Origin of the sequence: Flavobacterium plurextorum (assembly GCF_024638035.1) — a bacterium.
Lineage (GTDB): Bacteria > Bacteroidota > Bacteroidia > Flavobacteriales > Flavobacteriaceae > Flavobacterium > Flavobacterium plurextorum.
In genome coordinates this window covers 2,987,192-3,011,092 of the sequence record NZ_CP100442.1, presented here as the reverse complement: position 1 = coordinate 3,011,092, position 23,901 = coordinate 2,987,192, and the positions used below count along the sequence as shown (strand labels likewise).

Here is a 23,901-nt window from a genome sequence, read left to right as displayed (position 1 = left end):
TTGTCAATTAGCTGACAGGAGTTCTCGATGGGTACGGTTTTTGTTTTTCAAACTGTAATTCACTAAATTTACAATACCAATTATATATTATGGATGATAATTTTTCACCAAGAGTAAAAGATGTTATTACATACAGTAAAGAAGAAGCCCTTCGTTTAGGACACGACTTTATTGGTACTGAACATCTAATGCTGGGCATTTTAAGAGATGGTAACGGAAAAGCTATTCATATACTTAATAACCTAGCAGTCGATTTAGATCATTTACGCAGGAAAGTAGAAATACTGAGTCCAGCTAACCACAGCGTGGAAGTAAATGCCGAAAAGAAAAATCTTCATCTTACCCGACAGGCCGAAAGAGCCCTGAAGACCACTTTTCTTGAAGCTAAAGTATTCCAAAGCTCATCAATTAGTACAGCTCACTTGCTTTTATGTATCTTACGAAACGAAAACGATCCAACAACCAAGCTGTTGAATAAACTAAAAATAGATTATGACATAGCTAAAGAACAATATTTAAACATGACGCCAAACGAAGAAGAATTCTTAGAAAACTTGCCAAGAAACGAATCGTATAATGACGATTCAGGACAAGATGACAGTCTAAAAGAAAGTAGTTTCAATAATCCAGCCAATAAGTCAAACAAAAAATCTAAAACTCCTGTTTTGGATAATTTTGGGAGAGATTTAACAGAAATGGCTGAAGAAGGAAAACTAGATCCAGTTGTTGGACGCGAAAAAGAAATTGAACGCGTTTCACAAATTCTAAGCCGTAGAAAAAAGAACAATCCGCTTCTTATTGGAGAACCTGGAGTTGGTAAATCTGCTATTGCAGAAGGACTTGCTTTGCGTATTATTCAAAAGAAAGTATCTCGTATTCTTTTCCACAAACGTGTCGTAACTCTTGATTTAGCAAGTTTAGTTGCTGGTACAAAATACAGAGGACAATTTGAAGAAAGAATGAAAGCCGTAATGAACGAGCTTGAAAAAAACGACGATATTATTCTTTTTATTGACGAAATCCACACTATTGTAGGTGCCGGCGGAGCAACAGGTTCACTTGATGCTTCAAACATGTTCAAACCTGCTTTAGCAAGAGGAGAAATTCAATGTATTGGTGCTACTACTCTAGACGAGTACAGACAGTATATTGAAAAAGACGGCGCTTTAGAAAGACGTTTCCAAAAAGTAATTGTTGAACCAACTTCTGTTGAAGAAACAATTGCAATTTTAAATAACGTAAAAGATAAATACGAAGATCACCACAACGTAACTTATACCCAAGAAGCAATCGAAGCCTGTGTTAAATTAACAAACAGATATATGTCTGAGCGTTTCTTACCAGACAAAGCGATTGATGCTCTTGACGAAGCAGGATCTCGCGTTCACATTACCAATATTGATGTTCCTAAACAAATTCTTGATTTAGAACGTCAATTAGAGGAAGTTCGTGAAATGAAAAACATGGTAGTTAAAAAACAAAAATATGAAGAAGCTGCCAAACTTCGCGACGATGAAAAACGCATAGAAAAAGATCTAGCTGCTGCTCAAGAACAATGGGAAGAAGATTCTAAAAACAACAGAATTGAAGTTACAGAAGATAACGTAGCCGATGTTGTATCAATGATGACAGGTATTCCTGTAAACAGAATTGCGCAAACAGAAAGTAACAAACTAGCTCAATTACCTGAATTAATTCAAAACAAAGTAATTGGTCAAAACGAAGCTGTTCTTAAAATTGCACGTTCTATTCAGCGTAACAGAGCCGGACTTAAAGATCCTAACAAACCAATTGGTTCATTTATTTTCTTAGGTCAGACTGGTGTTGGTAAAACGCAATTAGCAAAAGTTCTTGCAAAAGAATTATTCGATTCTGAAGATGCATTAGTTCGTATCGACATGAGTGAATACATGGAGAAATTTGCAATCTCTCGTTTAGTTGGAGCGCCTCCAGGATACGTAGGTTACGAAGAAGGCGGACAATTGACTGAAAAAGTTCGTAGAAAACCATATTGTGTTGTTCTTTTAGATGAAATCGAAAAAGCGCATCCAGATGTATTTAATATGATGCTTCAGGTTTTAGATGATGGATATTTAACAGATAGTTTAGGTCGTAAAATCGACTTTAAAAACACTATCATCATCATGACATCTAACGTTGGTGCACGTCAGTTGAAAGACTTTGGACAAGGTGTAGGATTCGGAACTGCTGCAAAAGTGGCTCAAGCCGATGAAAACTCAAAAAGCATTATCGAAAATGCTTTAAAGAAAACTTTTGCTCCTGAGTTCTTAAACAGAATTGACGACGTAATCGTATTCAACGCATTAGAAAAAGCTGATATTGATTTAATTATCGAAATTGAACTTAAAAAACTATATTCTCGTATTGCTGAATTAGGTTACAAACTAAGCTTAACTGACAAAGCAAAAGCATTTATTGCTGAAAAAGGCTTCGACAGACAATTTGGTGCAAGACCGCTTAAAAGAGCAATTCAGAAATACGTTGAGGATTTATTAGCCGAAGAAATCATCACTTCAAAAATACATTCTGGTGATGAGATCATGATGGACTTAAAAGACGATTCACAAGAGCTTTCAGTAGAAATTCACAAAGCTGAAGAGCCTACAAATCAATAAAATGATTTAAATTTATAACAGAAATAATATACCCGTTACGTTTTCATAACATAACGGGTATTTTTTTTGGATAATTTACTATCTTTAGTAAAAGCAAATAGCTATTTTTGGATATTAAATTCTATAATAAAAAACAACGTATGCTTCAACACAAAGTCATTTTAGGCAGCGAAGAATGGTGTTCATTTCCAGAACTAGGAATCCCGACAATCAAGGCTCGGGTTGACTCTGGTGCCAAAACTTCGGCAATGCACGCCATAAACATAGCTCCTTTTATAAAAAATGATGCCAATTGGGTGAAATTTGACATTAATCCAATTCAAAATAACATCAAAACCATCATTCATTGTGAAGCACCGCTGGTTGACAAAAGAATTGTAAAAAGCTCAAGCGGCTTTAGAGAACATCGTTACGTAATTCAAACCAGCATTAAAATTGGCGATTCAAAATGGCCGATCGAAATGACTTTGACCAACCGTGATTCTATGGGCTTTAGAATGCTTTTAGGACGCGAAGCTATGAGCGGTCGTGTATTGGTCGATCCAGAAGAAAAATACCTTCTTGGACAGCCTACTCCAGAATCTCTTAAAGAATTATATCAAAATTCAGAAAAAGCCAGTTCAGGTTTACGAATTGGACTATTAGCCAGTAATCCTGAATTATACAGCAATAAAAGAATCATGGAAGCGGGCGAAATGCGCGGTCATGAAATGCATTTTTTAAACATCAAAGAATGCTACATGAAACTGGACGCCAAAACTCCTGAAATTCATTACAGAGGCGGAAAAATTTTAAATCAATTTGACGCAATTATTCCAAGAATCCGTCCAAGTATTACATTCTACGGTTGTGCATTAACACGTCAGTTTGAAGCTTTGAAAGTTTTCTGTTTAAACTCAGCAACAGCTATAACACAATCTCGCGACAAATTATACTCACTGCAATTACTTTTAAACAGCGGAATTGATATTCCAACAACTGGTTTTGCTAATTCTCCTCTTGATACAGACAACTTAATCAAAATGGTTGGCGGCTCACCTTTAATTGTCAAACTATTAGAAGGAACACAAGGAAAAGGAGTTGTTTTAGCCGAAACAAAAAAAGCAGCAGAAAGTGTTATCAATGCTTTTAAAAGTTTAAATGCTAATATTCTAGTTCAAGAATTCATTAAAGAAGCCAACGGAAAAGATATTCGATGCTTTGTAATCGACGGGAAAGTGGTTGCTGCCATTCAGCGTGAAGCTATGCCGGGCGAGTTTAGAGCTAATATTCATCTTGGCGGAACTGCATCTGTAATAAAAGTAACTGCCGAAGAAAAAAAGATCGCTATAAAAGCCGCAAAAGCAATGGATTTAAAAGTGGCCGGAGTTGATATTATTCGTTCGTCTAAAGGACCTTTATTACTTGAAGTAAACTCTTCACCAGGTCTTGAAGGAATCGAAGGCGCAACTAATAAAGATGTTGCCGGCGAAATGATTAAAGCCATTGAGAAAAATTTCAAACTATAATTAAGTTCATTTAAACTTAATAACGCATAAATAATTTAGCAGCTTTGTCAAAGTTTAAAACTTTGACAAAGCTTTTTTATTTAACTTTAGTAAAACAAAAGAATAAAAATGATACAATTCCCTTATTTAGATATAATAATCAGAAGTGTCGCTGTCTACTTTTTTATGACTATTGCTCTGCGAATATTTGGCAAAAAAGAACTTTCGCAATTAAATACAGCCGATATAATTTTAATTCTGTTAATCAGTAATTCAGTTCAGAATGCAATGGTTGGCCCAGATACCAGTCTTGTTGGCGGTTTAGTAGCCGCTTTGGTTTTATTTGTAATTAACTTTACGATAAAAAAGCTAACACACCGATACAAAGTGCTCAATAATTTACTTTTAGACAAACCCGAGATTCTTATTCATAACGGAAAACTAGATTTTAAAGCCTTAAGCAAATTAGACATATCACACGACGAATTAAAAGAAGCGGCACGTGAACATGGTTTAGAACATTTAACAGATATAAAGCTCGCTATGTTGGAAATAGACGGCACAATCAGTATTATTTCGCAAGACCAAAAGAAATTAAAACAAACGCATTACAAACGAAAACACAATCGTAAAAATCTTCAAAAGTTTTAAAACAAAAAAAAGCCGATTTCAAATTGAAATCGGCTTTTAAATATTTAGATGAAATGCAATTTATAACTCACATTTCATAATAATCATTTTACGAAATAAATATACTTAGTACAAAATAAACCAAACCTGCTAATAAAGCTGAAATCGGAATAGTTAATACCCAAGCCCAAATTAAACTTACCGTAACTCCCCATCTTACTGCAGATACGCGTTTTGTTAATCCAACTCCAATGATCGATCCCGTAATAGTATGCGTTGTACTTACAGGAATTTTTAAATGCTCTGTAAAGTAAAGTGTTAATGCACCTGCAGTTTCAGCTGCAACTCCTTCAAACGAACTTACTTTTGTGATTTTAGAACCCATTGTTTTCACAATTTTCCATCCACCACTTAAAGTTCCCGCAGCAATTGCAGAATAACACGCTAACGGAATCCATCCCGGCATTACTCCTTTTATTCCTAAATCATCATTTGGTAAAACAACATCTAACCAAGCATCCATATGAACACCAGGATTTGTGTTGATATATACCGCAACCGCAGCAGCGATAATACCCATTACTTTTTGAGAATCATTTCCTCCGTGACCTAAACTAAAAGCTGCAGAAGATAATAATTGCATTTTTTTCAAAGCAGCATCGGCTTGATGAAGATTCAAACTACTGAATATTAAACAAAAAGCACTTACCGTTAAGATAATAAAGGCAACTAAAAACCATTTAATATTATGACCTTCAAAAGCAACACTCCAAAAATGCGAATCAAATCTAGGTTTTTCGATTTCAGAATATGGTATCATTTGAGTATAAACAAACCAAACAGTTGCAATCATTAAAAGTCCTGTAAAAATCTTAGGACCAATACTTTTACGAGAAGCATTTAAAAGCCAAATCGAAATTAAGTACGAAGCCAAAGCTCCTAATAAAGGCGCTAAAACAATAAATGCAATGATAATAAGAACTCCAGAAGGCATTGCTCCATCTTTTCCTGCCTTGTACCAGCTTACAATTTCGTACCAATAATGTGTTGTTCCGTCTTCACCAATATAACCAGAGAAACCATGAACTGCAATTGCATGTGCAACAGCCGCTCCCGCAAAACCTCCAATTAAAGTATGTGAAGAACTTGAAGGAATTCCTAACCACCAAGTTAGTAAGTTCCAACAGATTGCCGCAATAACACCGGCAAGAATTACCACTAGGTTAATTTCCATTGTGTGCGCTGTTTTAGCAACAGTATCCGCAACACCAAATCCGAAAACCCAATAAGCCAGAAAGTTAAAAAATGCTGCCCAAAGAACGGCCTGAAAAGGCGTTAAAACCTTTGTAGCAACAACAGTCGCTATAGCATTTGCCGCATCATGAAAACCATTGATGTAATCAAATATTAAAGCTAATACTATAATTAATATAAGTAGCGTCATAAAATTATAACTTCAGAATGAAAAATTGAATTAAGAATGTTTTACAGAAATAGATTCTAGTATGTTCGCAACACTCTTACACTTGTCTGTTGCTGATTCTAAAACAGATAACACTTCTTTATATTTAATAATATTTTTAGCATCTGTTTCGTTTTCAAAAATTTCAAAAACTGCTTTGTTATATACATTATCAGACTTGTTTTCCAGCTTGTTAATTCTAGCACAAGAATCTTTGATAACTTTAAAATTCTTTAAGTTTCTCAACTCTTTTACTGCACTGTCAATATTTTGACAAGCTTCAAGGTTGATTTCTGTCATCTTTCTGATAGATTTTGTAATCTTATCAACTTGATACAATTTCATACGGCTTGCTGCACCATGAAGGTAATCGGCAACGTTATCAATAGAAGTAATCAGGGTATGAATATCCTCTCTATCAAATGGAGTAATGAAATTTCTACTCAATTCAAGATTGGTTTGACGCGTAATATCTTCACCTTTTTGCTCTAATTCATCAATTTTTTGAAAAAGAACTTCTCTTTCTTTCAATGGAAGGTTTACAGCTTCGTGTAAATTAGAAGCTAATTCAATTAAATTGCTTGAAGCCTCTTCAAAAAGTGGAAAGAATTTCTTGTCTTTCGGCACTAAAAATTGGAAAATACTGTTTATTGACATTTTTATATTTTTGATAGTGCAAAATTACTTCAATAATATTTTACAATGTTAAGCCATTGTTAACAAATCGTTTTCAATTTGGAAACTATCAAGGAACGAAATAGTCTTTTCAATGTCATAATGTAAGATTCTATCCTCTTTTACCAAAGGAACTACTTCTCTATAACTATTCAAGAACATCTCAATAAAATCGCTTGATTTCAAAGGCCCTCTGTAAGCAATTGCCTGCGAAGCATTTAACAATTCAATTGCCAAAATACGCTCTAAATTATCCATAACGCGTAAAGCTTTAGTAGCTCCGTTTGCTCCCATGCTCACGTGATCTTCCTGTCCGTTACTCGAAACAATACTGTCTATACTTGACGGAGTTGCCAATTGTTTATTCTGACTTGCAATACTTGCCGCTGTATATTGCGGAATCATGAAACCAGAGTTCAATCCTGGATTATCAACTAAAAAAGCAGGAAGATTACGCAATCCTGAAATCAATTGATAGGTTCTTCTTTCAGAAATACTTCCCAATTCAGCCAAAGCAATTGCCATAAAATCTAAAGCCAAAGCCAAAGGCTGTCCATGGAAATTTCCACCCGAAATAATCTGATCTGCTTCAATAAATATGTTTGGATTATCTGTAACTGAGTTAATCTCTGTTTTGAATACTTTTCTAACATAATCAATTGCATCTTTTGACGCTCCATGAACTTGAGGCATACAACGGAAAGAATACGGATCTTGAACGTGTTTTTTCTCTTGAGCAATGATTTCGCTTCCTTCTAAAAATTCATTAATACGTTGTGCCGTTACAATTTGTCCTTTGTGCGGACGTATATAATGTATCAATTCATTAAATGGCTCAATTCTTCCATCAAAACCTTCAAGCGAAATTGTTCCAATTAAATCTGCCAAATACGAATATTTATAGGCTTTTAATAAAATATGAGCTCCATAAGCACTCATAAACTGCGTTCCGTTTAATAAAGCCAATCCTTCTTTTGACTGAAGTACAATTGGTTCCCAGTTAAAATGTTTTAAAACTTCGGCAGAAGCCATTCTTTTACCTTCAAAAAACACTTCACCTTCACCCAATAACGGTAACGATAAATGTGCCAATGGCGCTAAATCTCCAGAAGCTCCTAATGATCCTTGTGTATAAATAACGGGCAGAATATCATTATTATAAAAATCAACCAAACGCTCTAATGTAACAAGCTGTACACCAGAATGTCCGTAACTTAAAGATTGAATCTTAAGTAAAAGCATCAATTTTACAATTGCAGCAGGAACTTCTTCGCCAGTTCCGCAAGCATGCGACTTAACAAGATTCTCTTGAAGCTGTGATAAATTTTCATTAGAGATTTTCACATTACAAAGCGATCCAAAACCGGTATTGATTCCGTAAATAGGTTCTGAATGTGAAGCCATCTTTTTATCTAGATAATCACGGCATTTTTGCACGTTTACTTTTGCCTCTTCAGACAATTCAAGTTTTTTATCTAGAACGATGATTTCTTGTAAAGCTTCTAAACTTAATGTTTCTGTACTTATATAATGGATTTCTCTCATGATGTTTTTCAATTTAAGATGTCAAAATTCAACAAATCAATATTAAAAAGCAACATTTTATCACAATAATTAAAATTTCAACACAAGACATTCTTCGCTTTTATTTTTTTCTCAATGCTAAAAATGGAGTCTTTTACTGCTTTTTGATTATCTTTTCATTAAAAATCAACTCTTTGCAATAGGTTTTTATTGTAAAATGCGCTCTTAAATATATCAAAACCTCAATTTAGCTTATCTAATTTTAACAAATACTCAATATTGAATTTTTGAGATTTGAATTATTAAAATATTCGTAAAAAGGCTAAAGTAATTTTATATACATCTAAAAAACTGTACTTTTGAAAAATCAAAATGAAAAGTAACAGCACTAAATATCAATCTACAATAACAACTCAAACTAGAGTTGCAATTGCTGCTACCATTACTTCTACTACAACAACTACTACCCCTTAGGGGTATACATTTTTACATATAATCCTAGGTTACCTATACTTTTTTCTTGAAAGAAGAGAGTTATTGGATAGATAAAATATTTGCATAAAAGAAAAAAACATCAAAATGAAAGTATTAAAATTTGGCGGAACCTCGGTAGCCAATGCTCAAAATATAAAACTCGTTCTCGAAATTGTTAATCAAAAATCAAAAACAGATAAATTAGTTGTTGTAGTTTCTGCACTTAGTAAAGTAACCGATTTATTGCAATTAGCAGCAGCAAAAGCGGCAGCAAGTGATGAGAGCTTTAGAGATATTGTTGCCGAAATAGAGAAAAAACATCTTGACACACTAAAAGAACTTATCCCTGTAAGTGAGCAAAGCAGTTTGTTGAGCCATGTAAAAAGAATCATAAATCATCTCGAAACTTTACTAGACGGTTGTTTTTTATTAGGAGAATTATCTCCAAGAACTGCTGATACTATTTTAAGTTTTGGCGAATTGCTTTCGTCTTTTATCATTGCTCAGGCTTATCAGCAAATTGATAAAAATGCGGTTTACAAAGACAGCCGCGAATTGATAAAAACAAACAATAACTTTGGTAAAGCGGTTGTAAATTTTGAAGTGTCGAATAATTTGATTCAAGAATATTTTGCACAAAATCAAGCGCAAATCAATATTTTACCAGGTTTTATTGCACAAACTCTTGACGGAATCACAACTACTTTAGGCCGCGGCGGTTCTGATTATACTGCTGCAATTGCGGCAGGTGCTCTTGAAGCGGAACAATTGGAAATTTGGACTGATGTAAACGGAATGTTTACTGCAAACCCAAAAATTGTAAAACAAGCAAGACCTATTGCAAACATTTCGTATCAGGAAGCGATGGAGTTATCGCATTTTGGAGCCAAAGTTTTATATCCGCCTACAATTCAGCCGGTTTTAAGAAAAAACATTCCAATTTTAATCAAAAATACTTTTGAACCAGAAGCCGAAGGAACTTTAATTTCCAACCATGTTTCCTCAAAAGATACTGTTGTAAAAGGAATCAGCCATATCGATAATATTTCGCTTGTAACACTTGAAGGTCCGGGAATGATTGGAGTTTCGGGTTCATCAAAACGTTTGTTTGAAGTCTTGTCTCAGGAAAAAATCAATGTTATATTTATTACTCAGGCTTCTTCTGAGCACTCAATCTGTATTGGAATTTTAAATTCGGATGCTGATAATGCTGAAGCTGCAATTAATAGAGCTTTTGAAATTGAAATTCTTCAAAATAAAATAGATCCATGTATCGTCGAAAAAGATCTTTGCATTATTGCTTTGGTTGGCGAAAACATGAAAAACCACCAAGGTTTAAGCGGAAGAATGTTCAGTACTTTAGGTAAAAACAACGTAAATATTCGTGCCATTGCTCAAGGTGCTTCCGAAAGAAATATTTCGACTGTAATTAACGAAAGAGACGTTAAAAAAGCACTGAATACTTTACACGAAAATTTCTTTGAAGAAAACACAAAACAGCTCAACTTATTTGTAATGGGAGTTGGAAATGTGGGAGAAAAATTCATCGAACAAATTCACAACCAAAGAAAATTTTTAAAAGACAATTTAAAAATTAATGTTCGCGTAATCGCTTTGTCAAACTCTAGAAAAATGCTTTTTGATGAAGACGGAATCTCATTAAAAGACTGGAAGTCGGCTTTAGACAAAGGCGAACCTGTTAATGCTGCAGAATTTATCCTGCGTGCAAAAGAAATGAATTTACGTAATAGTATTTTTGTCGACATTACAGCAAATGCAAGTGTTTCTGAATTGTACGAACAATTCCTAAAACAAAGTATTGCGGTTGTAACTTGCAACAAAATTGCCTGTTCATCTGCTTATGATAATTATAAAAAACTAAAAAGCTTATCTCGCCAATACAACGCTCCGTTTTTATTTGAAACAAATGTTGGTGCGGGATTACCAATTATAGACACGGTAAAAAACTTAATTGCTTCTGGCGACAAAGTGCATAAAATTCAGGCGGTTTTATCAGGAAGTTTGAACTTCATTTTCAATAATTTCGACAAAAACAATTCTTTCCACGATGTGGTTAAAGAAGCCGGAGTTCAAGGATTTACAGAACCAGATCCAAAAATTGACTTAAGCGGAATCGACGTGGCTCGTAAAATCCTGATTCTTATTCGCGAAAGCGGTTACGAAATGGATATTGACGCGATTGCAAATGAATCGTTCTTGCCTGCAGATTGTTTAGCAACAACAAACAACGAAGACTTTTTTGCTTCGCTAATCAAACACGCTGCTCATTTTGAAGGTATTTACAACGAAGCTTTAGCCAAAGATTCAAGATTGAAATACGTGGCACAATTCGAAAACGGAAAAGCAAGCGTTGGTCTGCAATTCATCCCAAAAGATCATCCTTTTTACAACTTAGAAGGAAAAGACAATATTGTATTGTTTTACACAGATCGTTACGTAGATCAGCCTTTATTAATAAAAGGTGCGGGTGCCGGAGCAGCTGTTACAGCATCGGGAATTTTTGCAGATGTTATTAGAATAGGTAATATTTAAAGGTGCTAAGGTTCTAAGATGCTAAGGTTCTGAGTTTTTTTTCAAAACTGATCTTAGCCTCTTAGAATCTCAAAACCTTAGAAACTAAAAAATAAAAAGTTGCTACAGAAACCTTAGAATCTTAGCATCTTAGAACCTCAGAACCTTAGAAATGGAAATAAAACTATTTTGCCCGGCAACTATCGCAAATCTCTCGTGCGGATTTGATGTACTTGGACTTTGCTTAGATAATGCAGGCGATGAAATGATTGTTCGAAAAGTCGATCAAAAAGGAGTTCGAATCACTAAAATTGTAGGTGCCGATCTGCCTATGGAAACCGAGAAAAACGTTTCTGGAGTTGCGGCTTTGGCAATGCTTGAAACTTTAGGCGATTTGGATTTTGGATTCGAAATCGAAATTTACAAACACATAAAAGCGGGAAGCGGAATTGGAAGTAGTGCTGCAAGTTCTGCAGGAGCGGTTTTTGGAATTAACGAATTATTAGGAAGACCTTATTCTCGTAAAGATTTAGTTCAGTTTGCGATGCAAGGCGAGAAATTAGCCAGTGGAAATGCACATGCAGATAACGTTGCTCCTGCCCTTTTAGGCGGATTTACTTTGGTAAGAAGTTATGCTCCGCTTGATATTATCAGAATTGACGGTCCAGAAGAATTGTACGCAACGGTGGTTCACCCGCAAATTGAGTTGAAAACGTCTGATGCACGTTCGGTTTTAAAACAAAACGTTTCGCTGAAAAGTGCCATTATGCAATGGGGAAATGTAGGCGGACTTGTAGCGGGTCTTTACACCAAAGATTACGATTTGATTGGAAGATCGCTTCATGATGAAATCGTTGAACCTTTAAGAAGTGTTTTAATTCCGGGATTTGATCAAATCAAACAAACGGCTTACGAAAATGGCGCTTTAGGTTCTGGAATTTCAGGTTCCGGCCCATCGATTTTTGCTTTAAGCAGAGGAAAAGAAACCGCTGACCAAATCGCAAAAGCCATGAGCGAAGTATACGAAAAAATGAGTTTACCGTATGAAATTCACGTTTCGAAGATTAATCCTGATGGCGTGAGGATTATATAACACTAATTTCACGAATTTGCACGAATTGATTTGTGAAATAATTTAAGCAAAAAGGAAAAACACAATATTTGTCAGGCTGAGCGATCCCGATCCCGAAGCCTCGGGACGGGAGAAGCCCACGCAAAGTGTAGCAAGTCCAGTTTGTCATTTCGAGGAATGAGGAATCACACTAGTTTGTCGACAAAGTACAGACATAAAGTACAGACACAAAACATACACATGCAGTTTGTCATTTCGATCCCGAAGCCTCGGGAGAGAAATCTCCACGAGAAGCTCGACAAAGATTGGAATAACGTTGCGGAGTTACTTGCGAAGATTTCTCCTTTCAGTCGGAATGACAAGAAAACCGAATAATTATTATAGAAATAAAAAACATTTAAATAACCACAAAGCTTTGCGATCTCCGTGTTTTCAAAAGAAACCAATTCTTTGCGCTCTTTGCGGTTAAATAAAAAACAACCAATGAAATACTATAGTTTAAACCACAATGCCCCAAAAGTTTCTTTTCAGGAAGCTGTTATACAAGGATTAGCGAGTGATAAAGGATTATATTTTCCAGAAAATATCACCGCTTTAGATTCTTCGTTTTTTGATAAAATCGAAAGTTTAAGCCACGAAGAAATTGCTTTTGAAGCGATTAAACAATTCGTTGGCGATGAAATACCTGCAGACAAATTAAAAGAAATCATCGCCGACACTTTAGTTTTTGATTTTCCTGTTGTAAAAGTCGAAGACGGAATCTATTCATTAGAATTATTTCACGGACCAACAATGGCTTTTAAAGACGTTGGAGCGCGTTTTATGTCACGTTGTTTGGGCTATTTCAATAAAGATAAAAAAGACGCTAAAAACACTGTTTTAGTAGCCACTTCGGGAGATACAGGCGGAGCGGTTGCCAGTGGATTTTTAGGCGTTGACGGCGTTGATGTTGTCATTTTATATCCGTCAGGAAAAGTGAGCGATATTCAGGAAAAACAATTGACTACTCTAGGGCAAAACATAAAAGCGCTTGAAGTTGACGGTGTTTTTGACGATTGTCAGGATATGGTAAAAAAAGCGTTTCTTGATGAAACTCTGGCGCATAAAAACCTAACCTCAGCAAACTCTATTAATATTGCGCGCTGGTTGCCGCAAATGTTTTATTTTTTCTTTGCTTACAAAGCGTTGAAAAGCCAAAACAAACCTTTAGTTTTCTCTTGCCCAAGCGGAAACTTTGGGAATATCTGTGCCGGAATTATGGCAAAGAAATTAGGTTTGCCAATTGAGCATTTCGTTGCTTCTACAAACGTAAACGACACCGTACCAAGATTCTTAGAAAACGGAAAATACGACCCAAAACCTTCTAAAGCAACAATCTCTAACGCCATGGACGTTGGAAACCCAAGCAACTTTATTAGAATTCAGGAATTGTACAATAATGACTTAAAAGCTTTCGAAAAAGACTTTTCTTCTTATAGTTATACTGACGAAGAAACACTTGAAGCGCTAAAGAATATTTATAACACAGACGGTTATATTGCAGAACCACACGGCGCTGTTGGTTATTTAGGTTTGAAAAAAGAATTGAAAAAACACCCCAATGCGATTGGTATTTTCTTAGAAACGGCACATCCTATTAAATTCTTAGATGTTGTTGAGCCTGCTTTAGGAATTACGCTTCCTATTCCTGCTCAGATTGAGAGTGTTATTAATGAGGAGAAAGTTAGTGTGAAGATTAAGACGTATGAGGAGTTGAAGAGTTTCTTGGGGTAAAATACATATAAATAGATGATTAAAGCGAGTAAAAAAAATACTCGCTTTTTTTATTGCATAACCATCAATTATTTTGAATTAATATATAAAAATATCAAGTACGGAAATCCGTAAAAATTAGCAATAAAAAACACATATATTTGAAAAGTAAGAAAACGAAATAACGCTTCGCTTATCTACCCCTATTCAGGTGTACATGCCAAAGTTTGTTTCGCATATAAATGAGTTAGCCGTAATTATAAAAACCGTAATATGAAACTACAAGGCCCTGATTCAGGAATCCGTTGGAAAGATTATCAAATTTCAACTCCAACATTTGATTTATCTTCTGTTGAAAAACCAGACTTATCTCCTTTTTTAATTCATATGACTGGTCGAAATGAATTATTAAGTATTCTACGTGGAGAAAATGCTCCAGAAGGTATTGTTGTAGATGAAAAACAAGGCTTTTTACGTTCATCAATTCCTGTATACGATGGAAGCGCACAATATTACAATTCAAGTGTTGTATGTTTTACAGAATCCCCTCTTTTTGCTTTAGATTTTTTTAGATATAGAAGTTTTACACGTTGGAGAAATGATCAGCAATTTGGAATAGGTTTTTCAAAAACTGATTTAGTAGTACATCGAAATGTAAGACCCGTTATTTATTTAGATTCACAAAGTAACAGAGAATTCCTTTCTTTTTGCAACAAAATTATTACAGAAAATTTAAATATTGTTGATGATAATGGTGAAATTCAAAATTATAAACCACTATTTGAAAATATGAAACCTTTACTTTTTCCATTACTCGAAGACAAAATCAGTCAAGGATTCATGTGGGAAAGAGAATGGAGGTGTCCCAATAGTATTGGTATGACTTTTCCACTAAGTGCTATTAAAGTGATTTGTTGTCCGAAAAATGAAAAAGATGAAATCACAGAAATCCTTAGAGATTATGCTGATTCGATTCAAGTTGTTGAAAGTTGGAGAGAATATGACGATGTTACATCATATTTGACACGTAGGAATAGAGATACTGAAATTCCTACTTCAGACAAGATAGAAATGATTTACGATGTAAATGCTTTACAAGAATTAAAACAACAAAACGATCAGACTTTACACTCTTTATCAGCTTATTACGGAGTTTTTAGAGAAACCGTTAATCAATTAGAGGGCAGAAGCATAACCGACACACTTCAAGATTTACAAAACACATCAAAACTGATTGCTGATAGAATTGGAAAAGTGATTGCAGAAATAAAAGCAAAAGAAGAAGCTAAAGTAAAAGATAAAAAATAACTACGGTTAACAGCAAGGCTCCCGTAGAATCAGAAAATTACGCATAAAAACAAAACCTATAAATCTAAAAATTGATAGAAGAAAAATTAATTAGCCCAGAAGAACCAAAATCAATTGGTCTACTTTCAAATAGTGACGTGATTTTGGGAACATCTATTCCTGCTATTGACCTATTAAAAATAGTATCAGATAGTGAATTTGAAGATATAATTTGAGAATGGATTTCAGGTTACTGCAAAAATAAATATCAAAAAGTAAGAAAACCCGCTGGAGCTGGTGATAAAGGAAGAGATGTAATTGCATATATTGGGCTTGACGATAAAGAGTGGGATAATTACCCTGCTCTACGAAGTGTTAAGATCGCTGTGCGAAGTCTCCGACTTCGTACCCGTTCCAATTAATCACAAAGCAAATTATAAAATATTGGAACGGAATATAGGAGCCGGTACGAAGTCGGAGACTTCGCACAGCATCAGACTTCGCACAGCTCTGGGTTTAGTCCCCAACCACGCCAAGCGTCGGAACGTTAACTACTATTATGAAAGAAACATTAGAATCAGCATTGAACTTTTTAGGAAAAAATATGGAAGCAATTATTGCAATTTGCGCTTTGTTCGTTGCTTGGGTAACTTATAAATCTTCACAAAAACACAACTATCTATCAGTTAAACCAATCGGTTATATTCTTCCGAAAGATTTTGAAGACAACATTTGTGTGATTCTGCAAAATAAAGGAACAGGACCATTGATAACTAAATCAATAAAGTACGTCAACGAATTAACTGGTGAAGAAAAAAAACATTTAATAGATTTTATGCCAGTGTTGTTAGATCAAGAAACTTGGAGTAATTTTAGCAAAGCACAAAAATATATCCTTGCTCCCAACGAAGACAAAATTTTACTAGAATACAATCGAAATATAAAATCTCATTTTTCAGAAAAAAATCAAATGGCAATAAGAGAAGCTTTAAAGGATATTAAAATAATAATAACATATTCTGGAGTTTATAACGATAAAATAGATGTGTTAGATTTTAAATTAAAATGGTACGGAAGACATTTTGAATAATAACAGCAGGTAACAGCTGTTAGCACAAATATTAAAGTCAAAATTGTGCCTTTGTTTCTTTATGAATAATATATGATGATACCAGGAGAAAAATTTTACCAATTATGCAAAAAACTTGAGATTGGAAACTGGATATGGAGTTTTGATGCTAAAATTCCTAAATCAGAACTAATTTTCTCGATTGATGAAATACATAAATTGAATGAATTAAAAATTATTTTTAATGGACAAAATGGTGGTTTAGTTTTAGGTAATTCCCACGATGAGGGAGGAATACATTTGCTTAGATTAGATGTAGAAAAAAATATAGGCATATATTCAGGAGAAATGGAGGGTTTTGAATATTTATCATCTCCGTTAAAGTCTGAACAACACTTAAATGATTTGTCTCATATTAATAATCTAAACACTGAAATTAATATTAACAAAGAAATATCTATTCCTAAAAACTGTAATATAATTGACACATCGAATATTGAAATTCCAGCCATTTTATTGTCAGAGTATAAACATTTTATAATTAAAAAAAGCTCGACATTTAACTATTTTGACAAAATTCTTGAAATAGAAAAAAAATACTAGTTCCAACAGCAGTTTGCGAGATTGGGGTTTTAGGCTTAATTTAAAAATGGTTTTGCATTTAGAAAAAAGTGCATAATCGAAAGATAAATCTTAATTTGGCCTCAGCGCAAATGTCTTGCTCGTGAACACAACGAAATTCAAAACCAATTGGGATTAAATTTTACATTAATAAAAAGCATAAGACTTTATTATTAATTTTATCAAAAGACACATAATGAACGATCTAGAACTTTTTAAATGGCTTGCCGTACTTTTACCAATTTTTACCGGAATAATAGTTGGTTATGTAACTCATAAGCTTTCAAATCGATCAAAACGTATCGAAATTCTATATCAAAATAAAACTCGAGCATTCAATGAACTAAACAAGATACTTATTGATTATCGATTTGAATTAGAACAAAAAATCTACAATAATCCATTTCTTGAAAGAAGTTCAGACGCAAAAGGAACAGTTGAAACTCTTACTTTGTTAAATAATACTCTTGTACGCAACACTGTATATCTAAATAAAGAAAGCGTTAAAGCAGTTATGGATTTAGTTACTAAGATTAATTTCTATTGCAATTTTAAAGAAGAAGAATTTGAAAATATAAATCCTTATTTGGAAATGGCTGTTGAAATTAAAAAAGTAAATGATATTTTGTACAAAGACCTTAATCTTAAATAAAAAAAAAGACCTCATCAAAGGTCTCTTCTCAATTTAATATATCTTCAAAACGATTATTTCCCGTTCAATAACTTCTCCAAATACTCCACTTTATCTTTTTCAGCTTGCACCAAACGTTCGTAAAGTTCAACAACTTTATCTAAAGGATTAAAAGTACAGTTGCAATTGTAAATTGCGCTTTGATCTTGAAAAGTATTTCCAATAATATTAAAAACCGCTTCATCCGAAAAGTTTTTAATTGCCTCAACAGAAACTTCAAGAGCTTTTGCGATCTCAATTAATCTTTGTTCGTCAACCGTTTCACTGTTTTCAATATTCGAAATGGTCTGTTGGGTTATTCCTAAAGCAAATGCCAGTGCATCCTGTTTCATATCTTTAAGCTCCCTGATACGGCTTATATTTCTGCCGATATGTCTTGGTTTTATTGCTGTACTCATAATTCAAAGATATTTAAAATTCTTAAACGAAAATAGATTTCCGTAAAAAACAAACCTATTTTTGTAAGATACCCTTTTCATAACCAATGTGTACGAAGTCAGGAGACTTTATATAACGTCAGTAATTAATCAGCAATCGAAAAAGTTGCCAAAACTCCTTTATGATCAGACGGCCAAATACCGTTTGGTTTCAAAAACGTATCTCCGTCTTGAGTCTCCACTCCTTTCCCTTTTACAATACTTGCCGTTGGTCCAACAATTACAGTATCTGTCAGCGAGAGTTTTTTATTTGGATAAAAATAGATAAAATCAATACGATCTCTTTCGTCCGCGTCTTTTGCCCATAATAGTTTTGACAATTCCACATCTGTATTATAAGCCGGCCAAGTAAATCCTGGGTATTTAACAGGATCAGGGTATTTTACTCGGTAAGCGTCTAGAAAACCATTATTTTTAAGCGTTACACTATTATGCCAAGGTATAATAACGCCGTTATGATCGTATAAATCTTTTGTTGCTGCTGTCCAATCTAAATGCGAAGGTTCATTAAAATCGCCTCCTAAAAGCACTAGATTTCCTTTTTGACGTTCGATTTGAGCATCTTTTACAAAAAGAGCAATTTCTTCGTCGCGCTGCGAATCAATGTTCTGTTTCAGAATTTTTTCGGTATCTAAAATGGGTTCTGGCAATTTTTCCCAATTAACTCCGTCGTAACCTCTTGGCAGATAACAAGCATAATGTGTATAATCTAAATGTGCTGCATATACGGCAACACTAGTTTTCTTGTTTAACCTAATCATACATTTTATTAACGATTCTGAACTTATCGATGTCGTAGATTCGATAGGAAATTTAGACAAAATAACAGCATCTGTTTTGAGGCTCGAACCATAAAAAATCTTGCCTTTGGCTTTTAAAGCTTCTAAAATATGCGGTGTAAACAATACTTCTTTATAATTGCGTATTTCACTCAGCAAAACAATATCGGCATCAGTTTGAAGAATTACGTCTACAATCGCATCAAATCCTCCTTTTACTGTAGTTCCTTCGTGCCAAGTATTTAATGACAGCACTTTTAACTCTTTCTTAAAATTATCTTCCGCCAAAGACTTCACACCAAAAGCTGACACAGAACTAATTGCTACTCCAAAAAACAACAAAGAAACAAGGAATCGTATTTTATTTTTCATTGAATATCTTAAAAAATTAGACTGAGTTTTTCTCTCGTCTACATTATTGATTTGCTAAATTCAAATATACATTATAATACAAATCAAGAGAAATAGTTGTTAAAAATTAATACAAAAATGGCTTCAATCAAAAAACGTTTGTATTTTGGCTAAAGCAATTCTTCAATATTGTAATTTTGTTTTTCCAGCTAAAGCAGGAGACAATTCAATTTTATAAAAACACAATCGCATACCATGATTACCAAAGCAGCACTACAAGATATTCCCGCATTAGTAACTTTAATTAACTCCGCCTATAGAGGCGAAACTTCTAAAAAAGGCTGGACAACCGAAGCGCATTTACTGGAAGGAAAAAGAACTGATGAAGAAGAAATGACCGAAATTTTGCAGGATCCAAAAAACACGATTTTGAAATTTACAGAGAATGATAAGATTATTGGTTCCGTTTTGTTGGTCGAAAAAGGACATCAATTGTATTTAGGAATGTTGACAGTTTCGCCTGAACTTCAAAATAGCGGAATTGGGAAAAAGCTTTTGGCTGAAGCCGAAATTCATGCTAAAACTCTAGGTTTATTCAGCATTATTATGACGGTTATTTCGGTTCGTGAAGAACTGATCGCTTGGTACAAACGACACGGTTATGTTGATACTGGCGAAAGAGAAGCTTTTCCTGAAAGCGGCGTACATATAACGGTTTCGGAAGAACCTTTGGAGTTCTTTTGCCTCGAGAAAAAGATTTAAGTTTTTTACCGCGAAGAAATAAAGACACCACATTTTTTTACAGTATAAGTTATTCTAAAAGCAGGATCAATTATGTATTTAAAAACTTGAAGTCTTATTAAAAAATATTAAACACATAGAAACATAGATTTTATGTGTAAAAAAGGATACAAAAAGAAATATATTTCTTTCACATAGAAGGCTATATGCATTTTAAATAAGTGAAACGCCTTTTTTACGTAAACAAAATCTATGTTTCTATGTGTTAAAATAATTTCACCCAACGGATTAAAAATTTTAATATAATGAACATACGTTTTTTGCCTAAAAAAAATGTTACAGCTTCTATTTGGAGCGGCGGATTGACATATGAATATACGATATATCCGAAAACAGCAAGTTATGCCGATAGAGATTTTGTATTTAGAATAAGCAGTGCTACCATAGACGAAGTTCCTTCTGAGTTTACCAAATTTAAAGGCTATTACCGATACTTGGTTATGCTTGATAACAGCTTGCATATTGAGATAAACAAAGAAAAAAAAGTATACGAGAAATATGAAATCATGGAATTCAATTCGGATGATGAAGTGACTTCTTATACAAAAGGGATTGATTTTAACTGGATGATTTCTGAAAAAATACCTCATCACAAACTGGAAATAACAAATGATCATCAGAATTGTGATGCTCAAATACTACTTTTATTTTCTTTACAGACAACGGTTATTACGATTAATGAGAAGCATTACTCTTTAGAACCGTATGATTTATTGGTGATTGAAAATCAAGAAAAGGAAAATGTAGTACTTGATTTTTCTGCTGAATGTCTTTTTGGAATATTAGATTTTTAATCTTTTTTGTCGCGAAGGCGCAAAGGCACTAATTTTTTTGATAAAGTTTCCTCACAGTTTGTCATTTCGACGAAGGAGAAATCTCCGCAAGTAACTCCGCAACAGAAATCCAATCTTTGTCGAGCTTCTCACGAAGATTTCTTTCCCGAGGCTTCGGGATCGAAATGACAAGATCAAGGATAAATTCATTAAATAAAATCTTTGTCGCTTTGAACCTCTGTGCCTTTGAGCCTTACAAAACTAATTCCTCAAACAAACGCTGAATAGTTTTCTCTAAATCCTGACACAAACCTGGATGTGGTCTTGACGTTTGAATTGCTGAACTTCTAATTGCAGTCAACCATCGAAAACGCTCTGGAATATCGAATTCTGCAATTGGTCCGCCGTCTTTAGCTCCGTTTGTGATTTTTTCTAATGAAGTCAAATTACATTCTAATTGTTCGATGTCAAAATCGTTAGAAAGTGCTTGTATTTTTTCTTTATTAAGATGAAAAAGTACTTTTATAAATTTGGCTTTTTTACAAAACAAAATAATTCCGATATTCAGGAATTCTTCGCGTTCTACCCTTGGTACAACTCGAATCACGGCATACTCATATAAGTGATTATCTTGCATTTTGAGCCTGATTTACAAAGATTTCTGAATTTTCTAATCTGGTTTTTAAAAACTGCAAATACACATTTCTTAAACCTTCGGGCGTTTCATCGGTATCTTCCCATTGCAGCCATTCGAGCGGAATTGTATTTACAATATCTTCTAAAATTTCTGTTGTTAAAAGCGCTTTAAACTCGGCGTCAACTTCTTTTAAAAGTGAAGCCTGCGGCAATAAAACGTGATCTTTTATTAATGCAAACGGACTTTTGGCATGTTGTTCCCAATTGTTCCAAGAATGATGAAAATACAAACACGCACCATGATCTATAAGCCATAGTTCTTTATGCCAAATCAGCATATTGGTATTTTTAAAAGTTCTGTCAACGTTTGTAATATAGGCGTCCAGCCACACGATTTGTGAAGCCAATTTGGCATCGACAGTGGTTACAACTGGATCAAAAGTAATAGCACCTGATAAAAAATGAAGGGCAAGATTCAATCCTTGACTTCCTTGCAGTAAATCCTGAATTTCTTCATCGGCCTCGGTTCTTCCAAAAGCTTCATCAAGGTTAGCAAAAACCAATTCTGGCAGTTGCAATTTTAAAGCTTTTGCAATTTGTCCGCCTACTAATTCGGCTATAAGGGCTTTTACACCGTGTCCGGCTCCTTTGAATTTTAAGACGTATTTAAAATCGTCATCGGCTTCTGCCAAAGCGGGCAAAGATCCGCCTTCGCGCAAAGGCGTAATATAACGAGTAACATTTACCGTTCTAAGATCGAAGTTGTTTTTCATTTTTTTAAAGATTCAAAGATGCTAAGGTACTGAGTTGCTAAGTTTCTAATCTTTGACATTACAAACTTACGATTTTTTGATTTTTATTTTAACCGCAAAGCACGCTAAGATTTTATTTAATAAGGATTTTACAAAATCGAAAAGTTCACAAAGCTATATCTACAAAAACTTTGCGAACCTTGCGTAAACCTTTGCGCTCTTTGTGGTTAAGCTAAAGTCAAAAAAGTACAATATTATCTAATTAACACATTTTCTAATTATCTAATTCAAGAAAAGCTTTTCCAAGATATTTAATAATTGTAGAAGCGGTAAAAGACTCATAACCTGTTTTGGGTAAAGCTAAATCGGCTGTTAATCCGTGAAGATAAACGCCTAGTTTTGCTGCATATTTGGACTCATAACCTTGTGCAAGGAGACTTGTAAGGATTCCGGTTAAAACATCTCCGCTTCCTGCGGTGGCAAGAGCAGCATTTCCGGTTGTGTTTTGGTAAATTTCAGATTTATTAATGATAAAAGTCGGCGCGCCTTTCATTACTACAATCACTTTATATTTCTCTGAAAATGCAATTGTTTTTTGAAATTTTTCGGAATCTGAATTCCATTTACCTATTAAACGTTCCAGCTCTTTTGGATGCGGCGTTAAAATGGTGTTTTCTGGAACTAATTCCAACCAAGATAGATTTTCGGCTAAAATATTTAAGGCATCTGCATCGATAACTAAAGGTGCTTTATTGATTCTTAAAAATTCAAATAAGGCTTTTTGTGTTCCGAGTTCCTTCCCTATTCCTGGTCCAATGCCAACTGCCTGCGGAATTAACGGTAAATGAATGTTAGTAATGAAATTTGTATTTTCGTCTGTAACTGTCATTACTTCGGGAATTGAGATTTGAAGAATCTGATAACCGCATTTTGGGATAAAAGTCGTTACGAGTCCGCATCCTGATTTTAAACAGGATTTTGAGGCCAAAACGGCGGCTCCAATTTTTCCGTAACTTCCCGCAATAATAACGGCATGGCCTTGAAGTCCTTTGTGTGTATGAGGATTTACGGGTTTGTAGACTCTTAAAGCTTCCTCTTTTGTGATTAAATACGGAGATTTCATTTGATGCTTTTTTATTTTAAACACATAGAATCATAGCTTTTCTTTGCGAATAATGGCGCTTCACTTGTTTGAACAAACATAGCTGATTATAAAAACTTTGTATAAAGGATTCTTTTATGTTTCTTGATTAAAGTTACATAAAAAATCGAAAGCACGAATATTTCTTTTAAACGGTCAGCCCTAGCCCTGATAACAGCGGCATCCTTTTACTTTTTTCTTTAAAAAGTAAAAGATATAGCGGATAGCAGGAAATAGCTCCTAATCATTGCGAAATTTATAATTTATACCATTCAAATTTGATATTTTTTAAATAAATTTGCGATTCAATTTTATAAAA

General features: G+C 34.1%; 21 protein-coding genes. 13 read left to right on the top strand and 8 right to left on the bottom strand.

Annotation, left to right across the window (positions count from 1 at the left end):
- The first annotated feature begins 89 nt into the window (after window positions 1-89).
- From NLG42_RS13380 to NLG42_RS13370, 3 genes are all read left to right on the top strand, one after another.
- A complete protein-coding gene (locus NLG42_RS13380) occupies window positions 90-2,636 on the top strand; it encodes an ATP-dependent Clp protease ATP-binding subunit (protein WP_089052329.1) in 2,547 nt (848 codons plus the stop codon).
- 140 nt (window positions 2,637-2,776) lie between these two features.
- Window positions 2,777-4,144 carry a 30S ribosomal protein S6--L-glutamate ligase gene (gene rimK / locus NLG42_RS13375; protein ID WP_089052330.1) on the top strand — a complete coding sequence of 456 codons (1,368 nt, stop codon included), beginning with the start codon at window positions 2,777-2,779 and terminating at the stop codon, window positions 4,142-4,144.
- Between the two features lie 108 nt (window positions 4,145-4,252).
- Window positions 4,253-4,774, top strand: a complete 522-nt coding sequence (locus tag NLG42_RS13370; protein ID WP_089058155.1) for a DUF421 domain-containing protein — start codon at window positions 4,253-4,255, stop codon at window positions 4,772-4,774.
- An 88-nt stretch (window positions 4,775-4,862) separates the two neighbouring features.
- On the opposite strand, the gene NLG42_RS13365 is transcribed toward NLG42_RS13370, so the two are convergent.
- The 3 genes from NLG42_RS13365 to hutH are packed head-to-tail and all read right to left on the bottom strand — an operon-like array spanning window position 4,863 to window position 8,435.
- Complete coding sequence (locus NLG42_RS13365; protein ID WP_089058156.1) at window positions 4,863-6,197, bottom strand: inorganic phosphate transporter; 1,335 nt, start codon at window positions 6,195-6,197, stop codon at window positions 4,863-4,865.
- 30 nt (window positions 6,198-6,227) lie between these two features.
- Entirely contained in the window at window positions 6,228-6,872 is a 645-nt protein-coding gene (locus NLG42_RS13360; RefSeq protein ID WP_089052333.1) for a DUF47 domain-containing protein, read from the bottom strand.
- 48 nt (window positions 6,873-6,920) lie between these two features.
- On the bottom strand, window positions 6,921-8,435 hold the full coding sequence (gene hutH / locus NLG42_RS13355) for a histidine ammonia-lyase (protein WP_257681294.1): 1,515 nt from the start codon (window positions 8,433-8,435) through the stop codon (window positions 6,921-6,923).
- Window positions 8,436-8,993: 558 nt separating this feature from the next.
- Here hutH and thrA point away from each other — a divergent pair.
- The 8 genes from thrA to NLG42_RS13315 all read left to right on the top strand — a co-directional run bounded on the left by thrA (window position 8,994) and on the right by NLG42_RS13315 (window position 17,873).
- Entirely contained in the window at window positions 8,994-11,441 is a 2,448-nt protein-coding gene (gene thrA, locus NLG42_RS13350; RefSeq protein ID WP_257681293.1) for a bifunctional aspartate kinase/homoserine dehydrogenase I, read from the top strand.
- 151 nt (window positions 11,442-11,592) lie between these two features.
- Entirely contained in the window at window positions 11,593-12,513 is a 921-nt protein-coding gene (locus tag NLG42_RS13345; protein ID WP_089058159.1) for a homoserine kinase, read from the top strand.
- Between the two features lie 462 nt (window positions 12,514-12,975).
- Window positions 12,976-14,265, top strand: a complete 1,290-nt coding sequence (gene thrC / locus NLG42_RS13340) for a threonine synthase (RefSeq protein ID WP_257681292.1) — start codon at window positions 12,976-12,978, stop codon at window positions 14,263-14,265.
- 252 nt (window positions 14,266-14,517) lie between these two features.
- Window positions 14,518-15,552: a hypothetical protein gene (locus NLG42_RS13335; protein ID WP_257681291.1), complete on the top strand. Its 1,035-nt coding sequence runs from the start codon at window positions 14,518-14,520 to the stop codon at window positions 15,550-15,552.
- A gap of 71 nt (window positions 15,553-15,623) precedes the next feature.
- Window positions 15,624-15,767, top strand: coding sequence for a hypothetical protein (locus NLG42_RS13330; RefSeq protein WP_257681290.1), 144 nt, complete (start codon window positions 15,624-15,626; stop codon window positions 15,765-15,767).
- A gap of 323 nt (window positions 15,768-16,090) precedes the next feature.
- Window positions 16,091-16,621, top strand: a complete 531-nt coding sequence (locus NLG42_RS13325; RefSeq protein WP_257681289.1) for a hypothetical protein — start codon at window positions 16,091-16,093, stop codon at window positions 16,619-16,621.
- 72 nt (window positions 16,622-16,693) lie between these two features.
- A complete protein-coding gene (locus tag NLG42_RS13320) occupies window positions 16,694-17,203 on the top strand; it encodes a hypothetical protein (protein ID WP_257681288.1) in 510 nt (169 codons plus the stop codon).
- A gap of 214 nt (window positions 17,204-17,417) precedes the next feature.
- Entirely contained in the window at window positions 17,418-17,873 is a 456-nt protein-coding gene (locus tag NLG42_RS13315) for a hypothetical protein (RefSeq protein WP_257681287.1), read from the top strand.
- Window positions 17,874-17,926: 53 nt separating this feature from the next.
- On the opposite strand, the gene NLG42_RS13310 is transcribed toward NLG42_RS13315, so the two are convergent.
- Together NLG42_RS13310 and NLG42_RS13305 are read right to left on the bottom strand one after the other, a co-directional pair.
- Entirely contained in the window at window positions 17,927-18,310 is a 384-nt protein-coding gene (locus NLG42_RS13310; protein ID WP_257681286.1) for a helix-turn-helix domain-containing protein, read from the bottom strand.
- A gap of 125 nt (window positions 18,311-18,435) precedes the next feature.
- Window positions 18,436-19,500, bottom strand: a complete 1,065-nt coding sequence (locus tag NLG42_RS13305; protein ID WP_257681285.1) for an endonuclease/exonuclease/phosphatase family protein — start codon at window positions 19,498-19,500, stop codon at window positions 18,436-18,438.
- 234 nt (window positions 19,501-19,734) lie between these two features.
- Here NLG42_RS13305 and NLG42_RS13300 point away from each other — a divergent pair, with 234 nt between their 5' ends.
- Complete coding sequence (locus NLG42_RS13300; RefSeq protein WP_257681284.1) at window positions 19,735-20,241, top strand: GNAT family N-acetyltransferase; 507 nt, start codon at window positions 19,735-19,737, stop codon at window positions 20,239-20,241.
- Between the two features lie 284 nt (window positions 20,242-20,525).
- Window positions 20,526-21,074, top strand: a complete 549-nt coding sequence (locus tag NLG42_RS13295) for a HutD family protein (protein WP_257681283.1) — start codon at window positions 20,526-20,528, stop codon at window positions 21,072-21,074.
- Between the two features lie 232 nt (window positions 21,075-21,306).
- Here NLG42_RS13295 and NLG42_RS13290 read toward each other — a convergent pair whose 3' ends face one another.
- From NLG42_RS13290 to NLG42_RS13280, 3 genes are all read right to left on the bottom strand, one after another.
- Window positions 21,307-21,690 (bottom strand): DUF3037 domain-containing protein, encoded by a 384-nt coding sequence (locus tag NLG42_RS13290; protein ID WP_257681282.1) that lies wholly within the window; start codon window positions 21,688-21,690, stop codon window positions 21,307-21,309.
- Complete coding sequence (locus NLG42_RS13285; RefSeq protein WP_089058169.1) at window positions 21,680-22,462, bottom strand: HipA family kinase; 783 nt, start codon at window positions 22,460-22,462, stop codon at window positions 21,680-21,682. The genes NLG42_RS13290 and NLG42_RS13285 overlap by 11 nt, the downstream gene beginning before the upstream one ends.
- Before the next feature lie 253 nt (window positions 22,463-22,715).
- On the bottom strand, window positions 22,716-23,564 hold the full coding sequence (locus tag NLG42_RS13280) for an NAD(P)H-hydrate dehydratase (RefSeq protein WP_257681281.1): 849 nt from the start codon (window positions 23,562-23,564) through the stop codon (window positions 22,716-22,718).
- Between the last annotated feature and the right edge of the window lie 337 nt (window positions 23,565-23,901).

What these genes read in the sequence shown, in the direction of transcription:
- NLG42_RS13380 (WP_089052329.1), top strand. Translation starts at nt 90, where the DNA reads ATGGATGATAATTTTTCACCAAGAGTAAAAGATGTTATTACATACAGT.
- rimK (WP_089052330.1), top strand. Translation starts at nt 2,777, where the DNA reads ATGCTTCAACACAAAGTCATTTTAGGCAGCGAAGAATGGTGTTCATTT.
- NLG42_RS13370 (WP_089058155.1), top strand. Translation starts at nt 4,253, where the DNA reads ATGATACAATTCCCTTATTTAGATATAATAATCAGAAGTGTCGCTGTC.
- NLG42_RS13365 (WP_089058156.1), bottom strand. Translation starts at nt 6,197, where the DNA reads ATGACGCTACTTATATTAATTATAGTATTAGCTTTAATATTTGATTAC.
- NLG42_RS13360 (WP_089052333.1), bottom strand. Translation starts at nt 6,872, where the DNA reads ATGTCAATAAACAGTATTTTCCAATTTTTAGTGCCGAAAGACAAGAAA.
- hutH (WP_257681294.1), bottom strand. Translation starts at nt 8,435, where the DNA reads ATGAGAGAAATCCATTATATAAGTACAGAAACATTAAGTTTAGAAGCT.
- thrA (WP_257681293.1), top strand. Translation starts at nt 8,994, where the DNA reads ATGAAAGTATTAAAATTTGGCGGAACCTCGGTAGCCAATGCTCAAAAT.
- NLG42_RS13345 (WP_089058159.1), top strand. Translation starts at nt 11,593, where the DNA reads ATGGAAATAAAACTATTTTGCCCGGCAACTATCGCAAATCTCTCGTGC.
- thrC (WP_257681292.1), top strand. Translation starts at nt 12,976, where the DNA reads ATGAAATACTATAGTTTAAACCACAATGCCCCAAAAGTTTCTTTTCAG.
- NLG42_RS13335 (WP_257681291.1), top strand. Translation starts at nt 14,518, where the DNA reads ATGAAACTACAAGGCCCTGATTCAGGAATCCGTTGGAAAGATTATCAA.
- NLG42_RS13325 (WP_257681289.1), top strand. Translation starts at nt 16,091, where the DNA reads ATGAAAGAAACATTAGAATCAGCATTGAACTTTTTAGGAAAAAATATG.
- NLG42_RS13320 (WP_257681288.1), top strand. Translation starts at nt 16,694, where the DNA reads ATGATGATACCAGGAGAAAAATTTTACCAATTATGCAAAAAACTTGAG.
- NLG42_RS13315 (WP_257681287.1), top strand. Translation starts at nt 17,418, where the DNA reads ATGAACGATCTAGAACTTTTTAAATGGCTTGCCGTACTTTTACCAATT.
- NLG42_RS13310 (WP_257681286.1), bottom strand. Translation starts at nt 18,310, where the DNA reads ATGAGTACAGCAATAAAACCAAGACATATCGGCAGAAATATAAGCCGT.
- NLG42_RS13305 (WP_257681285.1), bottom strand. Translation starts at nt 19,500, where the DNA reads ATGAAAAATAAAATACGATTCCTTGTTTCTTTGTTGTTTTTTGGAGTA.
- NLG42_RS13300 (WP_257681284.1), top strand. Translation starts at nt 19,735, where the DNA reads ATGATTACCAAAGCAGCACTACAAGATATTCCCGCATTAGTAACTTTA.
- NLG42_RS13295 (WP_257681283.1), top strand. Translation starts at nt 20,526, where the DNA reads ATGAACATACGTTTTTTGCCTAAAAAAAATGTTACAGCTTCTATTTGG.
- NLG42_RS13290 (WP_257681282.1), bottom strand. Translation starts at nt 21,690, where the DNA reads ATGCAAGATAATCACTTATATGAGTATGCCGTGATTCGAGTTGTACCA.
- NLG42_RS13285 (WP_089058169.1), bottom strand. Translation starts at nt 22,462, where the DNA reads ATGAAAAACAACTTCGATCTTAGAACGGTAAATGTTACTCGTTATATT.
- NLG42_RS13280 (WP_257681281.1), bottom strand. Translation starts at nt 23,564, where the DNA reads ATGAAATCTCCGTATTTAATCACAAAAGAGGAAGCTTTAAGAGTCTAC.